This window comes from Streptomyces sp. NPDC059166 (assembly GCF_042755185.1).
In the GTDB taxonomy this organism is placed as follows: Bacteria; Actinomycetota; Actinomycetes; order Streptomycetales; family Streptomycetaceae; genus Streptomyces.
Map to the genome: position 1 here is coordinate 1 of NZ_JBHZCI010000029.1, position 15,546 is coordinate 15,546.

The following is a 15,546-nucleotide window of genomic DNA, read 5'->3' on the forward strand; positions in this document are numbered from 1 at the left end:
AAAATCTACACGCTCCCCCCCCCCGCGTCGCAGCTGTAAACCCTGGCCGGGCCTACCCCGTCGGGGCGGGGGGGGGGGGGGGGGGGGGGGCCCCGCCCACCGCGTCCTGACCGTCCAGTGACAGCACGCGCACCGAGGAGAGACCATGTCGGCCCCCACCCTGTCCACCGGGAAGGCGAGCGCACCGCCACCCGGGCACCACCAGCGCGCCACCGGGCCGGACTCCGGCCGTGAGGAGTTCGTGCGCGCCCTGCGCCGCAACATCTCTGCCCACGGCTTCCTGATCGGAGCGGTCCTCTGCTTCGCCTTCTTCTCCTGGTATCCGATGGTCAGGGAGTTCATCCTGGCCTTCCAGAAGACGGAGGACGGCGAGACCACCTGGGCCGGCTGGTCCAACCTGAGTTACGTCTTCAACGACCCGGCGTTCTGGCAGGCCTGGCGCAACACCCTGCTCTTCACGGTGCTGGCCCTCCTGCTGGGGTTCGCCGTCCCGTTCGTCGTCGCCGTCGTGCTCAACGAGTTCCGGCACGCGCAGGGATACCTGCGGCTGCTGGTCTACCTCCCCGTCATGCTGCCGCCGGTCGCCTCGGTGCTGCTCTTCAAGTACTTCTACGACCCCGGCTACGGGCTGTTCAACCGCATCCTGGAATTCCTCCATCTGCCCGCCCAGCAATGGCTCCAGGACCCGAGCACCTCCATGCTCTCCGTCGTCATCGCCTCGACGTGGATGAACATGGGCGGAGCCACACTCATCTACCTCGCCGCACTCCAGGGCATACCCGGCGAGCTCTACGAGGCGGCCGAGCTCGACGGCGCCGGACTGCTCCGGAAGATCTGGCACGTCACCATCCCGCAGACCAGGCTCATCCTGTCGCTGCTGCTGCTCATGCAGATCATCGCGACGATGCAGGTCTTCACCGAGCCCTTCCTGCTCACCAACGGCGCCGGCCCCGAGGGCTCCACCACGACCGTCGTCTACCTCATCTACCAGTACGCCTTCAACTTCAACAACTACGGCGGCGCGGCGGCACTCGGACTCGTCCTGCTGGTCGTGCTCGCGGGCTTCTCCGCCGTGTACGTACGCCTCAGCCGCAGCAGCGAAGACTAGGACGGGAGCACGACGATGGCATCCAACACGCTTGTCTCCCGGCGCGGCGCCGGCGGCAGGGCGGGCCGGCGCCGGGACATGGACCGGGGCCGCCAGCGGACCCTGATCTCACCGGCCCAGCTCGGCCGTCCGAAGGGAAGGGCGCTCTACTGGACCGTCTTCGCCCTGGTCGTGGCCGCGTTCACCCTGGCCTTCCTCGGCCCTCTCTACTGGATGGTCACCGGCGGCCTCAAGGCCACCCAGGAGGTCGTGCAGAGTCCGCCGACGTTCGTCCCCTCGTCGGTCCACACGGAGAACTACTCCCAGGCGTGGACCGTGATGGACCTGTCCAAGCTGCTCTTCAACACCCTCTACTACGCGTTCGGGGCGCTGGCCTTCCAACTGGTCCTCGACGTCGCAGCCGCCTACTCGCTGTCCAAGCTGCGGCCGGTCTTCGGCAAGGCCATCCTCGGCATGATGCTCGCCACCCTGATGATCCCGGCGACCGTCCTCGTCGTCCCGCAGTACCTCACCGTCCTCGACGTGCCGATCTTCGAGCGCAACCTGCTCAACTCGCCCTGGGCGATCTGGCTGCCCTCGGTGACCAACGCCTTCAACATCTTCCTGCTGAAGCGGTTCTTCGACTCCATCCCCGGCGAGCTCCTCGACGCCGCGGCCATCGACGGGGCCTCGCCCTCGCGCACCCTGCGCAGCATCGTCCTGCCGATCTCCCGGCCCATCCTCGGCGTCGTCTCCATCTTCGCGATCGTCGGGGTGTGGAAGGACTTCCTCTGGCCGATGCTCACCCTGCCCGACCCGGCCAAGCAGACCCTCAACGTGGGCATCTACTCGCTGTCCAACGGGGTGCCGCTGAACGTCCTCATCGCCGCGCTCACCATCGCGTCGCTCCCGACGCTGCTCATCTTCCTGCTCTTCCAGCGCAACATCATGAGCGGTCTCACCGCGGGCGGCCTCAAGGGCTGACGCCCCGCCGAACACCGTCTCCTCACCAGCACTCCGCCCCCGGCCCACCAACCGACGCCCCGTGTCCGGGCCGGGGGCGGAGTACCTCCTGCCCGAAAGGAACGTCACGTGGCAGCCATCCGTCCGACCGAGGCCACCGCACCGTGGTGGCGCGACGCCGCCATCTACCAGGTCTACGTACGCAGCTTCGCCGACGGCGACGGAGACGGCACCGGCGACCTCGCGGGAGTCCGAGCGCGACTGCCGTACCTCGTGGAACTCGGCGTGGACGCACTGTGGTTCACCCCCTGGTACCTCTCCCCGCTGGCCGACGGCGGCTACGACGTGGCCGACTACCGCACCATCGACCCGGCGTTCGGCAACCTCGCCGAGGCGGAGAAGCTCATCGCGGAGGCCCGCGACCTGGGCATCCGCACCATCATCGACATCGTTCCCAACCACGTGTCCGACCGGCACAGCTGGTTCAGGGCCGCCCTGGCCGCCGCTCCCGGCAGCCCCGAACGCGAGCTCTTCCACTTCCGGGAGGGGCGCGGTGAACACGGTGAGATCCCGCCCAACGACTGGGTCTCCGAATTCGGCGGCACCCCCTGGACCAGACTCGACGACGGGCAGTGGTACCTCCACCTCTTCGCCCCCGGGCAGCCCGACCTGAACTGGGCCCACCCGGCGGTCCGGCAGGAGCACGAGGACGTCCTGCGCTTCTGGTTCGACCGAGGCGTGGCCGGCGTACGGATCGACTCCGCCGCCCTGCTCGCCAAGGATCCGGCCCTGCCCGACTTCACCGAGGGCGTCGACCCCCACCCCTACGTCGACCGCGACGAACTCCACGACATCTACCGCTCCTGGCGCGCCATCGCCGACCGGTACGACGGCATCTTCGTCGGCGAGGTCTGGCTCCCGGACTCCGAGCGCTTCGCCCGCTACCTGCGCCCCGACGAACTGCACACCGCCTTCAACTTCACCTTCCTCGCCTGCCCCTGGGACCCGGCGCGTCTGCGCTCCTCCATCGACGACACCCTCGCCGAGCACGCCCCGGTCGGCGCGCCCGCCACCTGGGTGCTCTGCAACCACGACGTGACGCGCACCGTCACCCGCTACGGGCGCGAGGACACCGGCTTCGACTTCGCCGCGAAGGTCTTCGGCACCCCCACGGACCTGGAGCTGGGCACCCGCCGGGCCCGGGCCGCCGCGCTCCTCTCACTCGCGCTGCCGGGCGCGGTCTACCTGTACCAGGGCGAGGAGCTCGGCCTCCCCGAGGCGGACATCCCGCTCGACCGCATCGAGGACCCGATGCACCTGCGCTCGGGCGGCGTCGACCCCGGCCGGGACGGCTGCCGGGTACCCATGCCGTGGGCCGCCGAAGCGCCCCACGCCGGATTCGGATCCACCGCCGAGCCCTGGCTGCCGCAGCCGGAGGGCTGGGCGTCCTACGCCGCCGACGGACAGACCACCGATCCTGCCTCGATGCTCAGCCTCTACCGGCGGGCACTGGCGCTCAGGCGCACCGAACCCGGTTTCGCCGCGGCCCCGGGGGAGACGGCGGCCGGCCGGCTGGACTGGCTGCCGACCGAGCCCGGCGTCCTGGCGTTCGCACGCACCCACGGGCTGATCTGCGTCGTCAACCTCACGTCCGCCCCGGTGGAGCTCCCGGCCCACGAGACGGTCCTGCTGACCAGCACCCCGCTCGACGGCTCCGGCAGACTCCCCGCCGACGCCGCCGCCTGGCTGCGCGGGGAGGGATAGCGGGGCGGCGAGGGCTGCGGCATGGTGGTCCTATGGACGATCTCAACGCTCTCGCCGACGAGCACCTGTCCGCGGCCCGCGCCAGCGCGCACGGACGCAGCGCGCACCTGCTGCTGCGCCAGGAGCCACTGCGGCAGACGGTGATCGCGCTCACCGCGGGCTCGGCGCTCGACGAGCACAACGCGCCCCCCGCCGCATCGCTCCAGGTGCTCCGGGGCGCGGTCAGGATCACCGCAGGGTCCGGCGACGTGGAGCTCCCGGCGGGCGGTCTGCACCCCGTCCCCCAGGAGCGGCACGGGCTGCTGGCGCTGGAGGACGCGGTGGTGCTGCTCACGGCGGTCAACGACTGAGCGCACCTGGAGTACACCCGCGGGAACGAGGCATGAGAGAAAGGTAGGCGGCCGGGACGTCCGATCAGCGGTGACGACGCCCGGCCCGCTCGTCTGCCTCCCTCCTACGTCCCCGGAGACCCCGCGTGCCCAGCAGGCCCCCCACCCCCCTCGCGGACCGACCACCGCGCACGGGCGGGAACACCGCGACGGTCAGGCGATGGCGCACCGCTCTGCGCCGCACCCCCGTCTCGTTGTGGAACGACGACATCTCCGACTGGGCGGCGGCCCTCACCTACTACGCCATCCTCGCGCTCCTCCCGGCGCTCCTGGTGACCGTCTCCGTCATCGGTCTCGCTAATCCCGGCGCGACCAGCGCCCTGATCGCCGACATCACCGCCTTCGCCCCGGCCGAGTCGGGGGCCGCCCTGCGCAGGCCCCTGGAGGCGGCGACGCACGAGCGCACCGCGGTGTGGCTGCTCGTGGCCACGGGAAGTGTCAGCGCGGTCTGGTCCGCCTCCAGCTACCTGGCGGTCTTCCGGCGCGCGCTGCACGCCATGCACGACGTGAAGGACACCAGGCCCCCGCTGCGCCAGGCACCCATCATCGTGGCCTCCGCGATGGGTCTGCTCGTCCTGCTCATGGCCAGTGCGTTCGCCCTGGTGCTCACCGGGCCGCTGGCCCGGTGGCTCGGCCGCCGCCTCGGCCTCGAACAAGCCGGCGAGGCACTCTGGGCGGGGCTCAAATGGCCTGTGCTGCTCTGCCTGGTCGCCTGCCTCATCGTCGTCCTCTTCAACACCGGCCCGCGCTCGGCGCGCGGGGTGCGGCCCGGCCTGCCCGGGGGCGTGCTCGCGGCCTCGCTCTGGCTGATCGCCTCCGCCGGATTCGCGCTGTACGCGACGCACATCGGCAGCTACAGCCGGTTGTACGGCTCGCTCGCCGGGCTGGTCGTCTTCCTGATCTGGATCTGGTTCACCAACTTCGCGCTCCTGGCCGGAGCGCAGTTCAACGTGGAACTCGCACGTACCGGTGCGCGGCAGGACGGTGCACCTTCCTGAAGCCCTCCGGGGCCTTGTGGGAGCGCTCCCAACGGTGAAGGATGGGGCGATGACGAGCACTCCGTACGTGCGTCCCTACCGGCCCTCCGACGGCGAGGCTCTCGCGGACATCTGCGTCCGCACGGCTGACAACGGGGGCGACAGCACCCGTCTGTACCCGGATCCGGGCCTCATGCCCGCACTGTTCGCCGAGCCCTACGCCCACCTCGAGCCGGACCTCGCCTTCGTCCTCGACGACGGCTCGGGACAGCCGGTCGGCTATGTGCTGGGCACCGCCGACACCAGGCGGTTCGTCGAGCGGTTCCGCGAGGTCTGGATCCCCCGGGTGACCGACCGCTTCCCCGAACCCGACGGTGAGCCGGGCACCCTCACAGAGGCGATGACGGCACTCCTGTACCGCCCCGAACGCATGATCCTCCCGGAGCTGGACGGCCATCCCGCCCACCTGCACATCGACCTGCTGCCGCCGTGGCAGCGCAAGGGGTTCGGCCGTGAACTGATGGGAGCCTTCCTGGACGCGCTGAGGCAGAAGGGCGTCCCGGCCGTCCATCTCTCCATGCTCACCGCCAACACCCCGGCCAGGGCCTTCTACGACCGGCTCGGCTTCGAGGTGATCGACGTACCCGACCCGGGGCCGCTCACCTATCTCGGGCGTGTCACGACGGGTGTGGAACCGGCGGCGTGGGCAGGTAGTGGGGGGCGAGCCCGGGAGAGGGCCCGGGCCGCCGGCACGGAGGGGTGAGTGGAATGACCGACGAGAACGCCTGGAGCTTCGCGGACGACCGCGGGCAGTCGGCGGTGGCGGACCGCCCGCCGTCCCGGATACTCGCGTACGTCCAGGCGGGTGCCACGCTGTGGGACCACGGGATCCTCCCGGAGGGCGTCTTCGGCTCCGGACACGACGGAGCGGAGCCGGACCGGGCGAAGACGGGCGGACTTCCCCTCGGCAGGGTGGACTACCGGGGCGCGGGTGACGCTCTGGACGTGGACACGCTGTTACGAGGCGCCCCGGACCTGGTCGTCGCGGTCAGCTACGGACACGGCCAGGTCTACGGACTGGACCCGGACACCGCCAAGCACCTCGAGGAGCGCGTCCCGGTCGTCGTGATCGACGTCGGGCAGGCCCGTACGCTCGACCGGGTCACGGACCGGTTCAGCGAGCTCGCCGCCTCGCTCGGCGGTGCTCCGGCGGCAGGCGCGGCGGAGGAGCTGGGCAGCGCCCGCGAGCGCCTGCGCGCGGCCGCCGCGGGTGCCGGCCGCAGGGTGCTGGCGCTCTCACCCGCGAGCCCGGACCAGGCATACGTCGCACGCCCGCAGATGTGGCCCGAACTGCGGGTCCTCGCCGAACTGGGCGTCGAACTGGTGTCCCCTCCCGAGGGTCCCGGAGTCAACTGGGCCACCGTCGACTGGGCTGCCGCGTCCGCCCTCGGCCCGGACATCGTCCTGACCGACATCCGGTCCAACGCGTTCCCGCTCGACGCCGTCACCGATCCCGTCCGGGCGCGGACCGGGGGAGCTCCGCGCAGGGTGCCCTGGAACCCGGAGCCGTTGTGCAGTCCGCAGGCGCACGCGCGGTTCCTCGGGCAGGTGGCGCAGGCGCTGGAGGCATCGCGGGACGACTGACCCGCTGAGCCGAGCGGAGCACCCCGGAGCGGACGCAGGCGGTACCCGGGTCCTCCGCGCGAGCCTTCGGGCGCACCGGCCAGGCCTTCCGCGTCCGGCACCGGCATCGCCCTCGCGCGGGAGGACGGCTCCGTGCTCCGTACGGGCGGCGCGGATCGCGCGGTCCACGCCCGTCGGGGGCCCGTCGGGTCCGCGGAGACCCGTGACCCCTGGAGCAGCCGTGCGGCAGGACGAGCACCGTTCCTGAACCACCGACGCGACTGCCACGACAGCCCCGGCACCGCTCGGTGTTCATCCGAATGATCTCCCCGCCCCACATGGCGGTCCTCGCGATGCCGGGGCAGGGAACGAAGCGCCGTTCCGTCGCGACGAACGGCGGACGTGCCGGATCCCGTCACCTCACGCGGTGGGACGCGTGGGCCGGTACCGCTGGGCCACCGCCCCCGACCGGAACTCCTGGCGGTCCACGAGCTCGAGCCGGACGCGCTCGCCCAGCCCGGCCAGCAACGTCGGCCCGCGTCCGGCGAGGACCGGCTGGACGAGGAACTCGTACTCGTCGATCAATCCAAGATCTGCCAACGCCCGGGGGAGGGTCACGCCGCCCACCCACAGGCCGCCGCCCGGCTCCTGCTTGAGCCGCCGAACCGCTCGCCCCAGGTCGCCCCGCACCAGCTCGGCATTCCAGTCGGCCCCGCTCAGCGTGCCCGACACGACGTACTTCTTCGCCCGGTCGATGGCTTCGGCGAAGGGGATCTCCCACTCATCCATCCACGCGGGCCACACACCCGTGGCGGGCTTCCGCCACGCCGATTCCATCATCTCGTAGGTCACCCGGCCGAGCAGCAGCGCGTCGGCCCGCTCCATCTCAGCGGTCCAGTAGCGCATGGACTCCTCGTCCGGGGGGAGCCCTGCCTCGTGATGGCAGCAGCCGTCGAGCGTCACGTTGATCGAGTATCGAAGCGGTCTCATCCTGTCGCTCTCCCTTGGTGCGCGCCCCGCGTCCACCGGACCGTACACGGACTCCGCGCGCCACCGGGCGCGCCGGTCCGGGGCGTCGGCGACGCCGCTGACCGTCACACCCGGCCCGGGTGCCACACCGGGCGGCGCCCGGGGGAGAATCGGGCGCAGCGCTTCCGTGACCGCCGTGCCCCGGCACTCCGCCCGCTCTCCAGGAGACCGCTCTCATGTCCGACAGCCCTGCCCTGCTGGTCATCGGCGAATGTGTGGCCGACGTCGTCCGGCTGCCGGGTGAACCGGACCGGACCCATCCGGGGGGCAGTCCCGCCAACGTCGCGTACGGCCTGGCGAGACTGGGGCGCGACACCACGCTGCTCACCCAGCTCGGGCAGGACCCCGACGGGCGGCTGATCGAGGATCACCTCACATCGGCGGGTGTCCGGGTGCTCACCGACGGACGCAGTGGCCGTACCCCGTCCGCCACCGTCGCACTCGACGCCGCCGGCCGGGCCACCTACACCTTCGACATCGACTGGACGCTGGGACCGGTGGAGCCCTGCGCGCGGGCCGGGCACGTCCACACCGGTTCGGTCGCCACCGCCGTGGGACCCGGGGCGGACTCGGTCCTGGACCTGGTCCGCGGCCTCCGGGCACACGCCACCGTCAGCTACGACCCCAACGTGCGGCCGGCCCTGATGGGGGACCGGGCGAGCGCCGTCGGCCGGGCGGAGGACTTCGTCGCGCTCAGCGACGTCGTCAAGGCCAGCGACGAGGACCTGCGGTGGCTGTACCCGGACGACGCGCCCGAGGCGGTGGCCGGACGATGGCTGGGTTCCGGGCCCGCCGCCGTCCTGGTCACCCGGGGCGAGCGAGGCGCCGTCGCCCTCCTGCCCGGTGGATCCGTGAGCATCCCCGCGGCGGCCGTGGCCGTCACCGACACCGTGGGCGCGGGCGACGCCTTCATGTCCGGCACCCTGCACGCTCTGGCAGAGCGAGGACTCCTCGGGGGCCCGTCCGCGCGCGCACGGCTCCACGAACTGGACCATGTGGTCCTGGGCGAAGTGCTGCGCCACGCGGTCGCCTCGGCCTCCGTGACCGTGACACGTGCGGGCGCCCTCCCGCCCGACGCGAAGGAGCTGGCCGCCGCCCTGATCAGCGCGCCGTCTCCCGAGCGGTAGCCGGCCAGGGGGTGTCTTCGTCCCCACCGCGGTCGTTGATTCCGATATGACCGTGACCCTTGCCGATACCTCCCCTCCCTCGACCACCGAACAGCTCACCTGCGTCCTCCTCGGTCCGGATCACCGCCGCGAACACGGTTTCTGGCGGCGGCTGATCAGCACAGAACCGTTCCGCCGCCCGCCCGGCGGGACCCCCGAGGAGAGACTCGGACTCGCCTACGAGCGGCTCCGGATCCTCAACCGCTCGCTCGACAGCGGGGCGCGACTCGCCTCCGACCCCCGGGCGCTCGCCGCTCTGCACGCCTGGCTCGGCCCGGTCGATCCAGCGCTGGCGACCGTCGCCGGGATCCACTACAACCTCTTCCTCGGCAGCCTCCTCGACCACGACCCGGTCGGCCGCCGCGATCTGTCGGACTACCTGTCGATGCGTCATATCGGCACCTACCTCTGTACCGAGGTGGCGCACGGCAACAACGCCGCCGCGATGGAGACGACGGCGACGTACGACCGTGAACGGGACGGATTCGTCCTGCACACGCCGAACGCGGGTGCGCAGAAGTTCATGCCCAACACCAGTCCTGCGGGCGGCGCCAAGTCCGGGCTGGTCGCCGCGCGGCTGGTCGCCGACGGAGCGGATCACGGGGTACGCCTCTTCCTGGTGCCGCTCAACGACGGGGTACAGGCGCTCCCCGGGGTCCGGGTACGGCGGCTGCCTGCCCGTATGGGCAGTCCCGTGGACCACTGCCTGACCTCGTTCGACCGGCTGTTCGTGCCCCGCGACGCCCTCCTGGAGTCCGGTGAGGAGGCAGCGGGACAGGGGGACTTCCGTACCGGTCCGGGCGACCGGAGGCGGCGCTTCCTCGCCTCGATCGGCCGGGTCACACCGGGGCGGATCGCCATGAGCGCCTGCGCGGCGGGCTCGGCCCGGGCCGCACTGGCCGTCGCCGTACGGTACGGCGGCCACCGGATGATCTCCGGCAGCCGTGGCATGCCCCCGGTTCCGGTGAACACGCACCGTACCCACCACGGTCCGCTCGCGTCGGCCATGGCCACGGTCTTCGCCATGACCCTGCTCTCCCGGACGGCGATGGAGCGCTGGGACTCCTGTACGGACGAGGACGGCCGGACGGAGGCGGGGCGGCTCGTCGACGTGGCGAAGGCGTGGATCACCTGGCGGGCGCGCGAGGTCATCGTCGAGAGCCGCGAACGCTGCGGGGCGCAGGCGCTGCTGGAGAACAACGGCATGACCGAACTCGTCACCGGGGTGGAGGGAGCCATCACCGCGGAGGGCGACAACATCGCCCTGTACGCGAAGGCCGCCGCCGACATGCTCCTGGCCCCGGAGCCGGGCGGCCCCCGCGATCCGGTCCCCGCCCGGCCGGGCGCCCTCGCCGAGCCCGCATTCCTGGACGGACTGCTCGCGGCCCTCCAGCACATCTGGTTCGCCCGCGCCGGCGAACGCGCGCTCGGGGCGTCCGGCTCCGACCCCCTGGGGCAGTGGAACGCCGCCTCGGGCGCGGCTGTGCGCGGTGTGGAGGCGTACGCCTACCACCAGGCGTTCCGGGCCTGTGACGAGGCTCGTGCCGCGCTGCCCCACGGATTCGCCAGGGACCGGCTCGGTGAGCTGGAGCGGCTGTTCGCGATCGAGTGGGTGTCCCGCAACAGCGGCGATCTCCTGGCCGCCGGTTTCCTGACGGCCGGGCAGGTGGACGAGTTGCCGGGGGAAGCCGAGGAACTGATCGCGGCGGTAGCCGCCCACGCCCCCGAACTGGCGGCCTCCTTTGCTCTGCCCGGGGAACTGCTCGCCGACTGGCCGATCGCCGGGCCCGGCTACGCGGACGCCTACGACGATCCGTCGGCACCCTGGAACGAGCCGCGTGGGAGCGCCCGTTGAACCCCCGGCGCGCCGGACTGACGGCGTGTGCGGGGGAGAGGCTGGAGATCCTCGGGCTGCGCGTGGTCCTCCTGGCCTACTGGGGCACGGTGTCCCTGCTGGCCCGTCGCGGTGGTCGCCCGGGTCGCGGCCACGGCGAATCGGTTCGTCTCCCGCGCTGAGGAGAGGTGGGCCGGTGCGGTGTCCCGGGGCCCCGGCGCACCCGCCCACCGGCTGGATTCCGGGTGCCAAGGTGCGTGATAGCTTGCAGAAGCCAGTCACACTCCGTCGGGAGTCAGGGAATCCGGTGTGAATCCGGAGCTGACGCGCAGCGGTGAGGGGGACGGGCGGAGCCAAGGCCACTGGGGCACTCTCGGGTGCAATGGGAAGGCGCTCCGTCCGGACGACCCCGAGTCCGAAGACCTGCTGGCACCCGCTTCCTCACCGGGAGCGTACGCCGTAGCGGGCTCCGCGCATGAGCCCCGGACGCAGAGGGACCCTGTGCCGCACATAGCCATGACCGTACGCCGAACATCCGTGCTCATCACCGGACTTGCCCTGCTGGCCGCGTGTGGCGGGGGAGGCGGGGCGTCGGACGGTGCCGCGCGCACGCCCTCCGCCGCGGGCTTCCCCGTCACCCTGGAGAACTGCGGCCGCACGGTGACCGTCGACCAGCCGCCACGCCGCGCGGTCTCCCTCGACCAGGGATCGACCGAGATCCTGCTGTCCCTGGGACTCGCCGACCGGATCGCCGGAACCGCGACCTGGACGGATCCGGTGATGAAGGGCCTGGAGAAGGACGAGGCCGCGGTGGACCGGATCGCCGAGAACCGGCCCTCCTACGAACGGGTCCTGGACGAGGAACCCGACTTCGTCACCGCTTCCTTCGAGTCCACGCTGGGCAAGGGCGGTGTGGCCTCCCGCGCACAGTTCGACGAGCTGGGCGTGCCGTCGTACCTGTCACCGGCCGACTGCTCGGGCAAGGACAACAGCGGAGGCGGGGACGGCGCCCGGACCGAGCCACTGACGATGGACGCGGTCTACGGCGAAGTGCGGGACCTGGCAGCCGTGTTCGGGGTGCCCGAGCGCGGGGAGAAGCTGGTGGCGGATCTGCGGGCCCGGATCGCGAAGGCGACCGCGGGCATCAAGGCGTCGGACACCACCCTCCTCTACTGGTTCGCGAACGCCGAGGCTCCCTACATGGCCGGATGCTGCGGGGCACCCGGCGTGATCACCGGGGAACTCGGCGCGAGGAACGTCCTCCACGACACGCACGAGGAATGGCCGCAGGTCAGCTGGGAGACGGTCGCGGACCGCAACCCCGACGTCCTGGTGATCGGCGATCTGACACGGCGGTCGCAGACCGCCGAGAGCGCCGCGAAGAAGATCGAGTTCCTCGAGAACGATCCCGTGACCCGCACCATGGACGCCGTCCGCCACAAGAGGTACGTCCTGCTGAGCGGCCAGGCGATGAACCCGACGATCCGGACCGTGGAGGGTGTCGAGCGCGTCGCGGCCGGACTGCGGTCGTTCGGGCTCGCCAGGTGACCGGGAACGGACACGTTCCGGACGGGCAGGCGCCGGACCGCCCGGTGCGCACGCGTCCGGTCGAGGGCCCGGCGGGGCCCGTGCGCCGGGTGGTCCACGGCAGGCGCACCGGGGCGCCGCCCGGGTACGGGACGACCGGCGCAGCCGCCGACACGCCGACGTCCCCGGTGCGCCGGGGCCTGCTGTGGGCGACCGGACCGGTCGTCCTCGTCCTGTCCGTCGCGGTCGCCGTCACCATCGGCCCCGCCCGGATCTCCGTCCCGGACGTCTGGTCGGTGGTGTCCTCGCACCTCGGCATCGGCGACGCACGACTGACCCCGATCCGGGACGGCATCGTATGGAACCTCCGCATGCCCAGGACCCTGCTGGCCGCGGTGTGCGGAGCGGGACTCGCGGTGTGCGGCGCGGTGATGCAGTCCCTGCTGCGCAACCCGCTCGCCGACCCCTTCGTCCTCGGTGTCTCCTCGGGAGCCTCGACCGGGGCCGTCGTGGTGGTGGTCCTCGGCGCAGGCGGGGGAGCGGTCTCCGTCCCGGGCGGCGCCTTCGCCGGCGCGCTGGGCGCGTTCGCGCTCGTCCTGATGCTCAGCCACACGCTCGGAGGATCCACCGACCGGGTCGTCCTCTCCGGGGTCGCGGTCATGCAGCTCTTCTCCGCACTCACCTCGTTCGTCGTGATGACGGCCGCCGACGCCGAGCAGACACGGGGCGTGCTCTTCTGGCTGCTCGGCTCCCTGAGCGGCGCGGGCTGGAGCGACGTGAGGATCTGCGCCGCCGTGCTGGCGGTGGCGCTGGCGGTCTGTCTCGGTCACGCCCGCACGCTCGACGCCTTCGCGTTCGGCCAGGACGCGGCGGCGGCCCTCGGCGTGCGGGTCGGGCGCACCAGGACCGTGCTGCTCTGCACCACGGCGCTCCTGACGGCCGCCCTGGTCAGCTCCGCCGGTGCCATCGGATTCGTCGGCCTGGTGCTGCCGCACGCGGCCCGGGCGCTGGCAGGTGCCGGGCACCGCAGGCTGCTGCCGGTGACCGCTCTCTCCGGGGCCGTGTTCATGGTCTGGGCCGACACCCTGGCCAGGACCGTCCTCGTACCGCAGGAGGTGCCGGTCGGTGTGGTCACCTCGCTCGTCGGCGTGCCGGTCTTCGTCCTGATCCTCCACCGCACACGGAGGGGCGTATGAAGGCGCCGCCGCCCGGGGCGGGCGGCCCGGGCGACGGGCTGCGTGCCGTGAGCGTCAGCCGGGAGGCCGGAGGGAGACTCCTGCTGGACGGGGTCAGCGTGGCGCCGGCCCCCGGCACCACGCTCGGGCTCCTGGGCCCGAACGGCTCCGGCAAGACCACGCTGCTGCGCGTGATGGCCGGTGTGCTCGCCCCCGGTGCGGGGACGGTCAGCCTGGACGGCCGGACGCTCGCCGAGACGGGCCGCCGCGACGTCGCCCGCCGCGTGGCCGTGGTGGAGCAGCAGGCGGACACCCAGGTGGACCTGACGGTGCGGGACGTCGTGAGGCTCGGCCGGATCCCCCACCGGCGCGTCTGGAGCGCGCCCGGTCCCGAGGACGAGACGGCGGTGCGCGAGGCGCTGGAACGCACCGCGCTCACCGATCACGCCGCCCGGTCCTGGCGCACCCTCTCGGGCGGCGAGCGTCAGCGCGTCCACATCGCGCGGGCTCTGGCCCAACGGCCCTGCGAACTCCTGCTGGACGAACCCACGAACCACCTGGACATCCAGCACCAGCTGGAGCTGCTGTCCCTCGTCGCCGCCCTGCCCGTCACCGCGGTGGTGGCGCTGCACGACCTCAACCTGGCCGCGATGTTCTGCGACCGGATCACCGTGCTCAAGGAAGGGCGGGTGGTGGCCGGCGGCACGCCCTCGGAGGTCATCACCGAGGAGCTCATCGCCGAGGTCTACCGGGTGCGCGCGGTGGTGACGCCGGACGGGCCCGACGGCCGGCCGTCCGTACGGTTCCTGCCGGGCTGACCGCGGGGCCGGTGCCCCGGCGGCGCCGGACGGACGAGAGGGCGGGCCCGTGAACGACCGGGTCCGCCCCTCGCTTCTGTCACGCGGCCTTCCGCCGCTGTCCGAGGGGGTCAGCGACGACGTCCCTGGCCGAACTCGCCGCCCATGTCCTTGTCGCTGCCCGTTTCCTTGCCGTCCGCGTAGTCGATCTTCTCCTTGCGGAGTTCGGCGGAGACTTCCTTCTGCTCGGTGACCTTGCTGGTTTCGAGACGGACCCGTTCCACCGGGACGGCCTCCTTGCGGACGGTGGCTCGTTCGGCGTGCAGGGTGACTTCGACGTCCTGCTCACCGAGCTGGCCCTTGGTGGCTGCTCCCTTCTCGCCCGGCTGCAGAGGCTCGCGCACCACGCGCACCTCCTCGTGCGACACCGGCACCGTGCGCGTGACGTTCTCCGTCACGACGTACTTGTGCAGGCGTGCCGTGCCGCTCTCGTACTCCTCGGTTCCGACCTGGAGCTGCTCCTCGGACCGGATCATCTCCTCGCGGCCACCGGCGCCCGTCGCGGACCGCTCGGCCCCGGCTCCGGCGAGCGGGCGCGACGTGGACGAGGCGTCCATGTCGCGGTGCCTGCCGGTTCCGGCTGCCGCGCCCGCCGTGGTGCCCGCGGTGCCCGCGCCCGCCGTGGTCCCGGCCGCGCCCATGCCGGCCTTGGTGCCGGTGGGCTTCGCCTGGCCGGTGGTACGGCCCGTGCCCGCGGCTCCGGCCGCTCCGGCCGCGCCCGCGGCGCCCATGGCAGCGGTTCCGGTCCCGGAGGTCGTGCGCGCGTCGCCTCCGGAGCCCGCGGCTCCCTTCCGGGTCACCCCGTAGTGCCGGTAGAGCTCCTCCTCCTCCGACACGGAGAGGTGCGCGTCCGCATCCACCCGAGGCGCTTCCTTGACGCTGTCCTTCGTGTGCGAGACGTGCAGGTCGGAGCCCACACGGCGAGCCCCGGCAAGCGGTACGAAGCTCTCCTTCATCCCGAACATGCCGGTCTTGACCGTGATCCAGTCGGGCTTGCCGGTGTCGTCGTCGACGTACACCCGGCCAACCGCTCCGACCTTCTCACCGTCGCTGTCGTAGACGGTCAGACCGTCGAGTTCTCCGGAATCCGTGAAACCGTCAGCGGCTCCCATGGCCGATTCCTCCTCGCCCGGGCGCGTCCTGTGGGTGGGTCCA

Annotated in this window: 14 protein-coding genes and 1 riboswitch; of the genes, 12 read left to right on the plus strand and 2 right to left on the minus strand. The window is 72.2% G+C overall.

What is annotated here, in order from left to right:
* Positions 1–145 precede the first annotated feature (145 nt).
* The 7 genes from ACFXOA_RS21665 to ACFXOA_RS21695 all read left to right on the plus strand — a co-directional run bounded on the left by ACFXOA_RS21665 (position 146) and on the right by ACFXOA_RS21695 (position 6,824).
* Positions 146–1,108, plus strand: coding sequence for a carbohydrate ABC transporter permease (locus tag ACFXOA_RS21665; protein ID WP_385030836.1), 963 nt, complete (start codon positions 146–148; stop codon positions 1,106–1,108).
* Between the two features lie 15 nt (positions 1,109–1,123).
* Positions 1,124–2,071, plus strand: a complete 948-nt coding sequence (locus tag ACFXOA_RS21670; RefSeq protein ID WP_385030839.1) for a carbohydrate ABC transporter permease — start codon at positions 1,124–1,126, stop codon at positions 2,069–2,071.
* 108 nt (positions 2,072–2,179) lie between these two features.
* On the plus strand, positions 2,180–3,814 hold the full coding sequence (locus tag ACFXOA_RS21675; protein ID WP_385030842.1) for a glycoside hydrolase family 13 protein: 1,635 nt from the start codon (positions 2,180–2,182) through the stop codon (positions 3,812–3,814).
* Positions 3,815–3,846: 32 nt separating this feature from the next.
* Positions 3,847–4,164 (plus strand): cupin, encoded by a 318-nt coding sequence (locus ACFXOA_RS21680; RefSeq protein WP_385030845.1) that lies wholly within the window; start codon positions 3,847–3,849, stop codon positions 4,162–4,164.
* Between the two features lie 125 nt (positions 4,165–4,289).
* Positions 4,290–5,201: a YihY/virulence factor BrkB family protein gene (locus ACFXOA_RS21685; RefSeq protein ID WP_385030848.1), complete on the plus strand. Its 912-nt coding sequence runs from the start codon at positions 4,290–4,292 to the stop codon at positions 5,199–5,201.
* Between the two features lie 49 nt (positions 5,202–5,250).
* The gene (locus tag ACFXOA_RS21690; RefSeq protein ID WP_385030851.1) at positions 5,251–5,943 is read left to right on the plus strand and encodes a GNAT family N-acetyltransferase; all 693 of its coding nucleotides are present in this window, start codon (positions 5,251–5,253) and stop codon (positions 5,941–5,943) included.
* Between the two features lie 5 nt (positions 5,944–5,948).
* Positions 5,949–6,824: an ABC transporter substrate-binding protein gene (locus ACFXOA_RS21695; RefSeq protein ID WP_385030853.1), complete on the plus strand. Its 876-nt coding sequence runs from the start codon at positions 5,949–5,951 to the stop codon at positions 6,822–6,824.
* Between the two features lie 399 nt (positions 6,825–7,223).
* Here ACFXOA_RS21695 and ACFXOA_RS21700 read toward each other — a convergent pair whose 3' ends face one another.
* Positions 7,224–7,793: a dihydrofolate reductase family protein gene (locus ACFXOA_RS21700; protein WP_385030855.1), complete on the minus strand. Its 570-nt coding sequence runs from the start codon at positions 7,791–7,793 to the stop codon at positions 7,224–7,226.
* A 215-nt stretch (positions 7,794–8,008) separates the two neighbouring features.
* Between ACFXOA_RS21700 and ACFXOA_RS21705 the strand changes: the two genes are divergently transcribed.
* The 5 genes from ACFXOA_RS21705 (at position 8,009) to ACFXOA_RS21725 (ending at position 14,352) form a co-directional block, all read left to right on the plus strand.
* Entirely contained in the window at positions 8,009–8,959 is a 951-nt protein-coding gene (locus ACFXOA_RS21705; RefSeq protein ID WP_385030857.1) for a carbohydrate kinase, read from the plus strand.
* A gap of 46 nt (positions 8,960–9,005) precedes the next feature.
* Entirely contained in the window at positions 9,006–10,853 is a 1,848-nt protein-coding gene (locus ACFXOA_RS21710) for an acyl-CoA dehydrogenase (RefSeq protein WP_385030860.1), read from the plus strand.
* Between the two features lie 237 nt (positions 10,854–11,090).
* Positions 11,091–11,278: riboswitch (cobalamin riboswitch) on the plus strand.
* A gap of 70 nt (positions 11,279–11,348) precedes the next feature.
* A complete protein-coding gene (locus tag ACFXOA_RS21715) occupies positions 11,349–12,380 on the plus strand; it encodes an ABC transporter substrate-binding protein (protein ID WP_385030863.1) in 1,032 nt (343 codons plus the stop codon).
* An 89-nt stretch (positions 12,381–12,469) separates the two neighbouring features.
* A complete protein-coding gene (locus ACFXOA_RS21720; RefSeq protein WP_385031102.1) occupies positions 12,470–13,555 on the plus strand; it encodes a FecCD family ABC transporter permease in 1,086 nt (361 codons plus the stop codon).
* Complete coding sequence (locus ACFXOA_RS21725) at positions 13,552–14,352, plus strand: ABC transporter ATP-binding protein (protein WP_385030866.1); 801 nt, start codon at positions 13,552–13,554, stop codon at positions 14,350–14,352. The genes ACFXOA_RS21720 and ACFXOA_RS21725 overlap by 4 nt, the downstream gene beginning before the upstream one ends.
* Positions 14,353–14,462: 110 nt before the next feature.
* On the opposite strand, the gene ACFXOA_RS21730 is transcribed toward ACFXOA_RS21725, so the two are convergent.
* Positions 14,463–15,503 (minus strand): PRC and DUF2382 domain-containing protein, encoded by a 1,041-nt coding sequence (locus ACFXOA_RS21730; protein WP_385030869.1) that lies wholly within the window; start codon positions 15,501–15,503, stop codon positions 14,463–14,465.
* Positions 15,504–15,546: the final 43 nt, after the last annotated feature.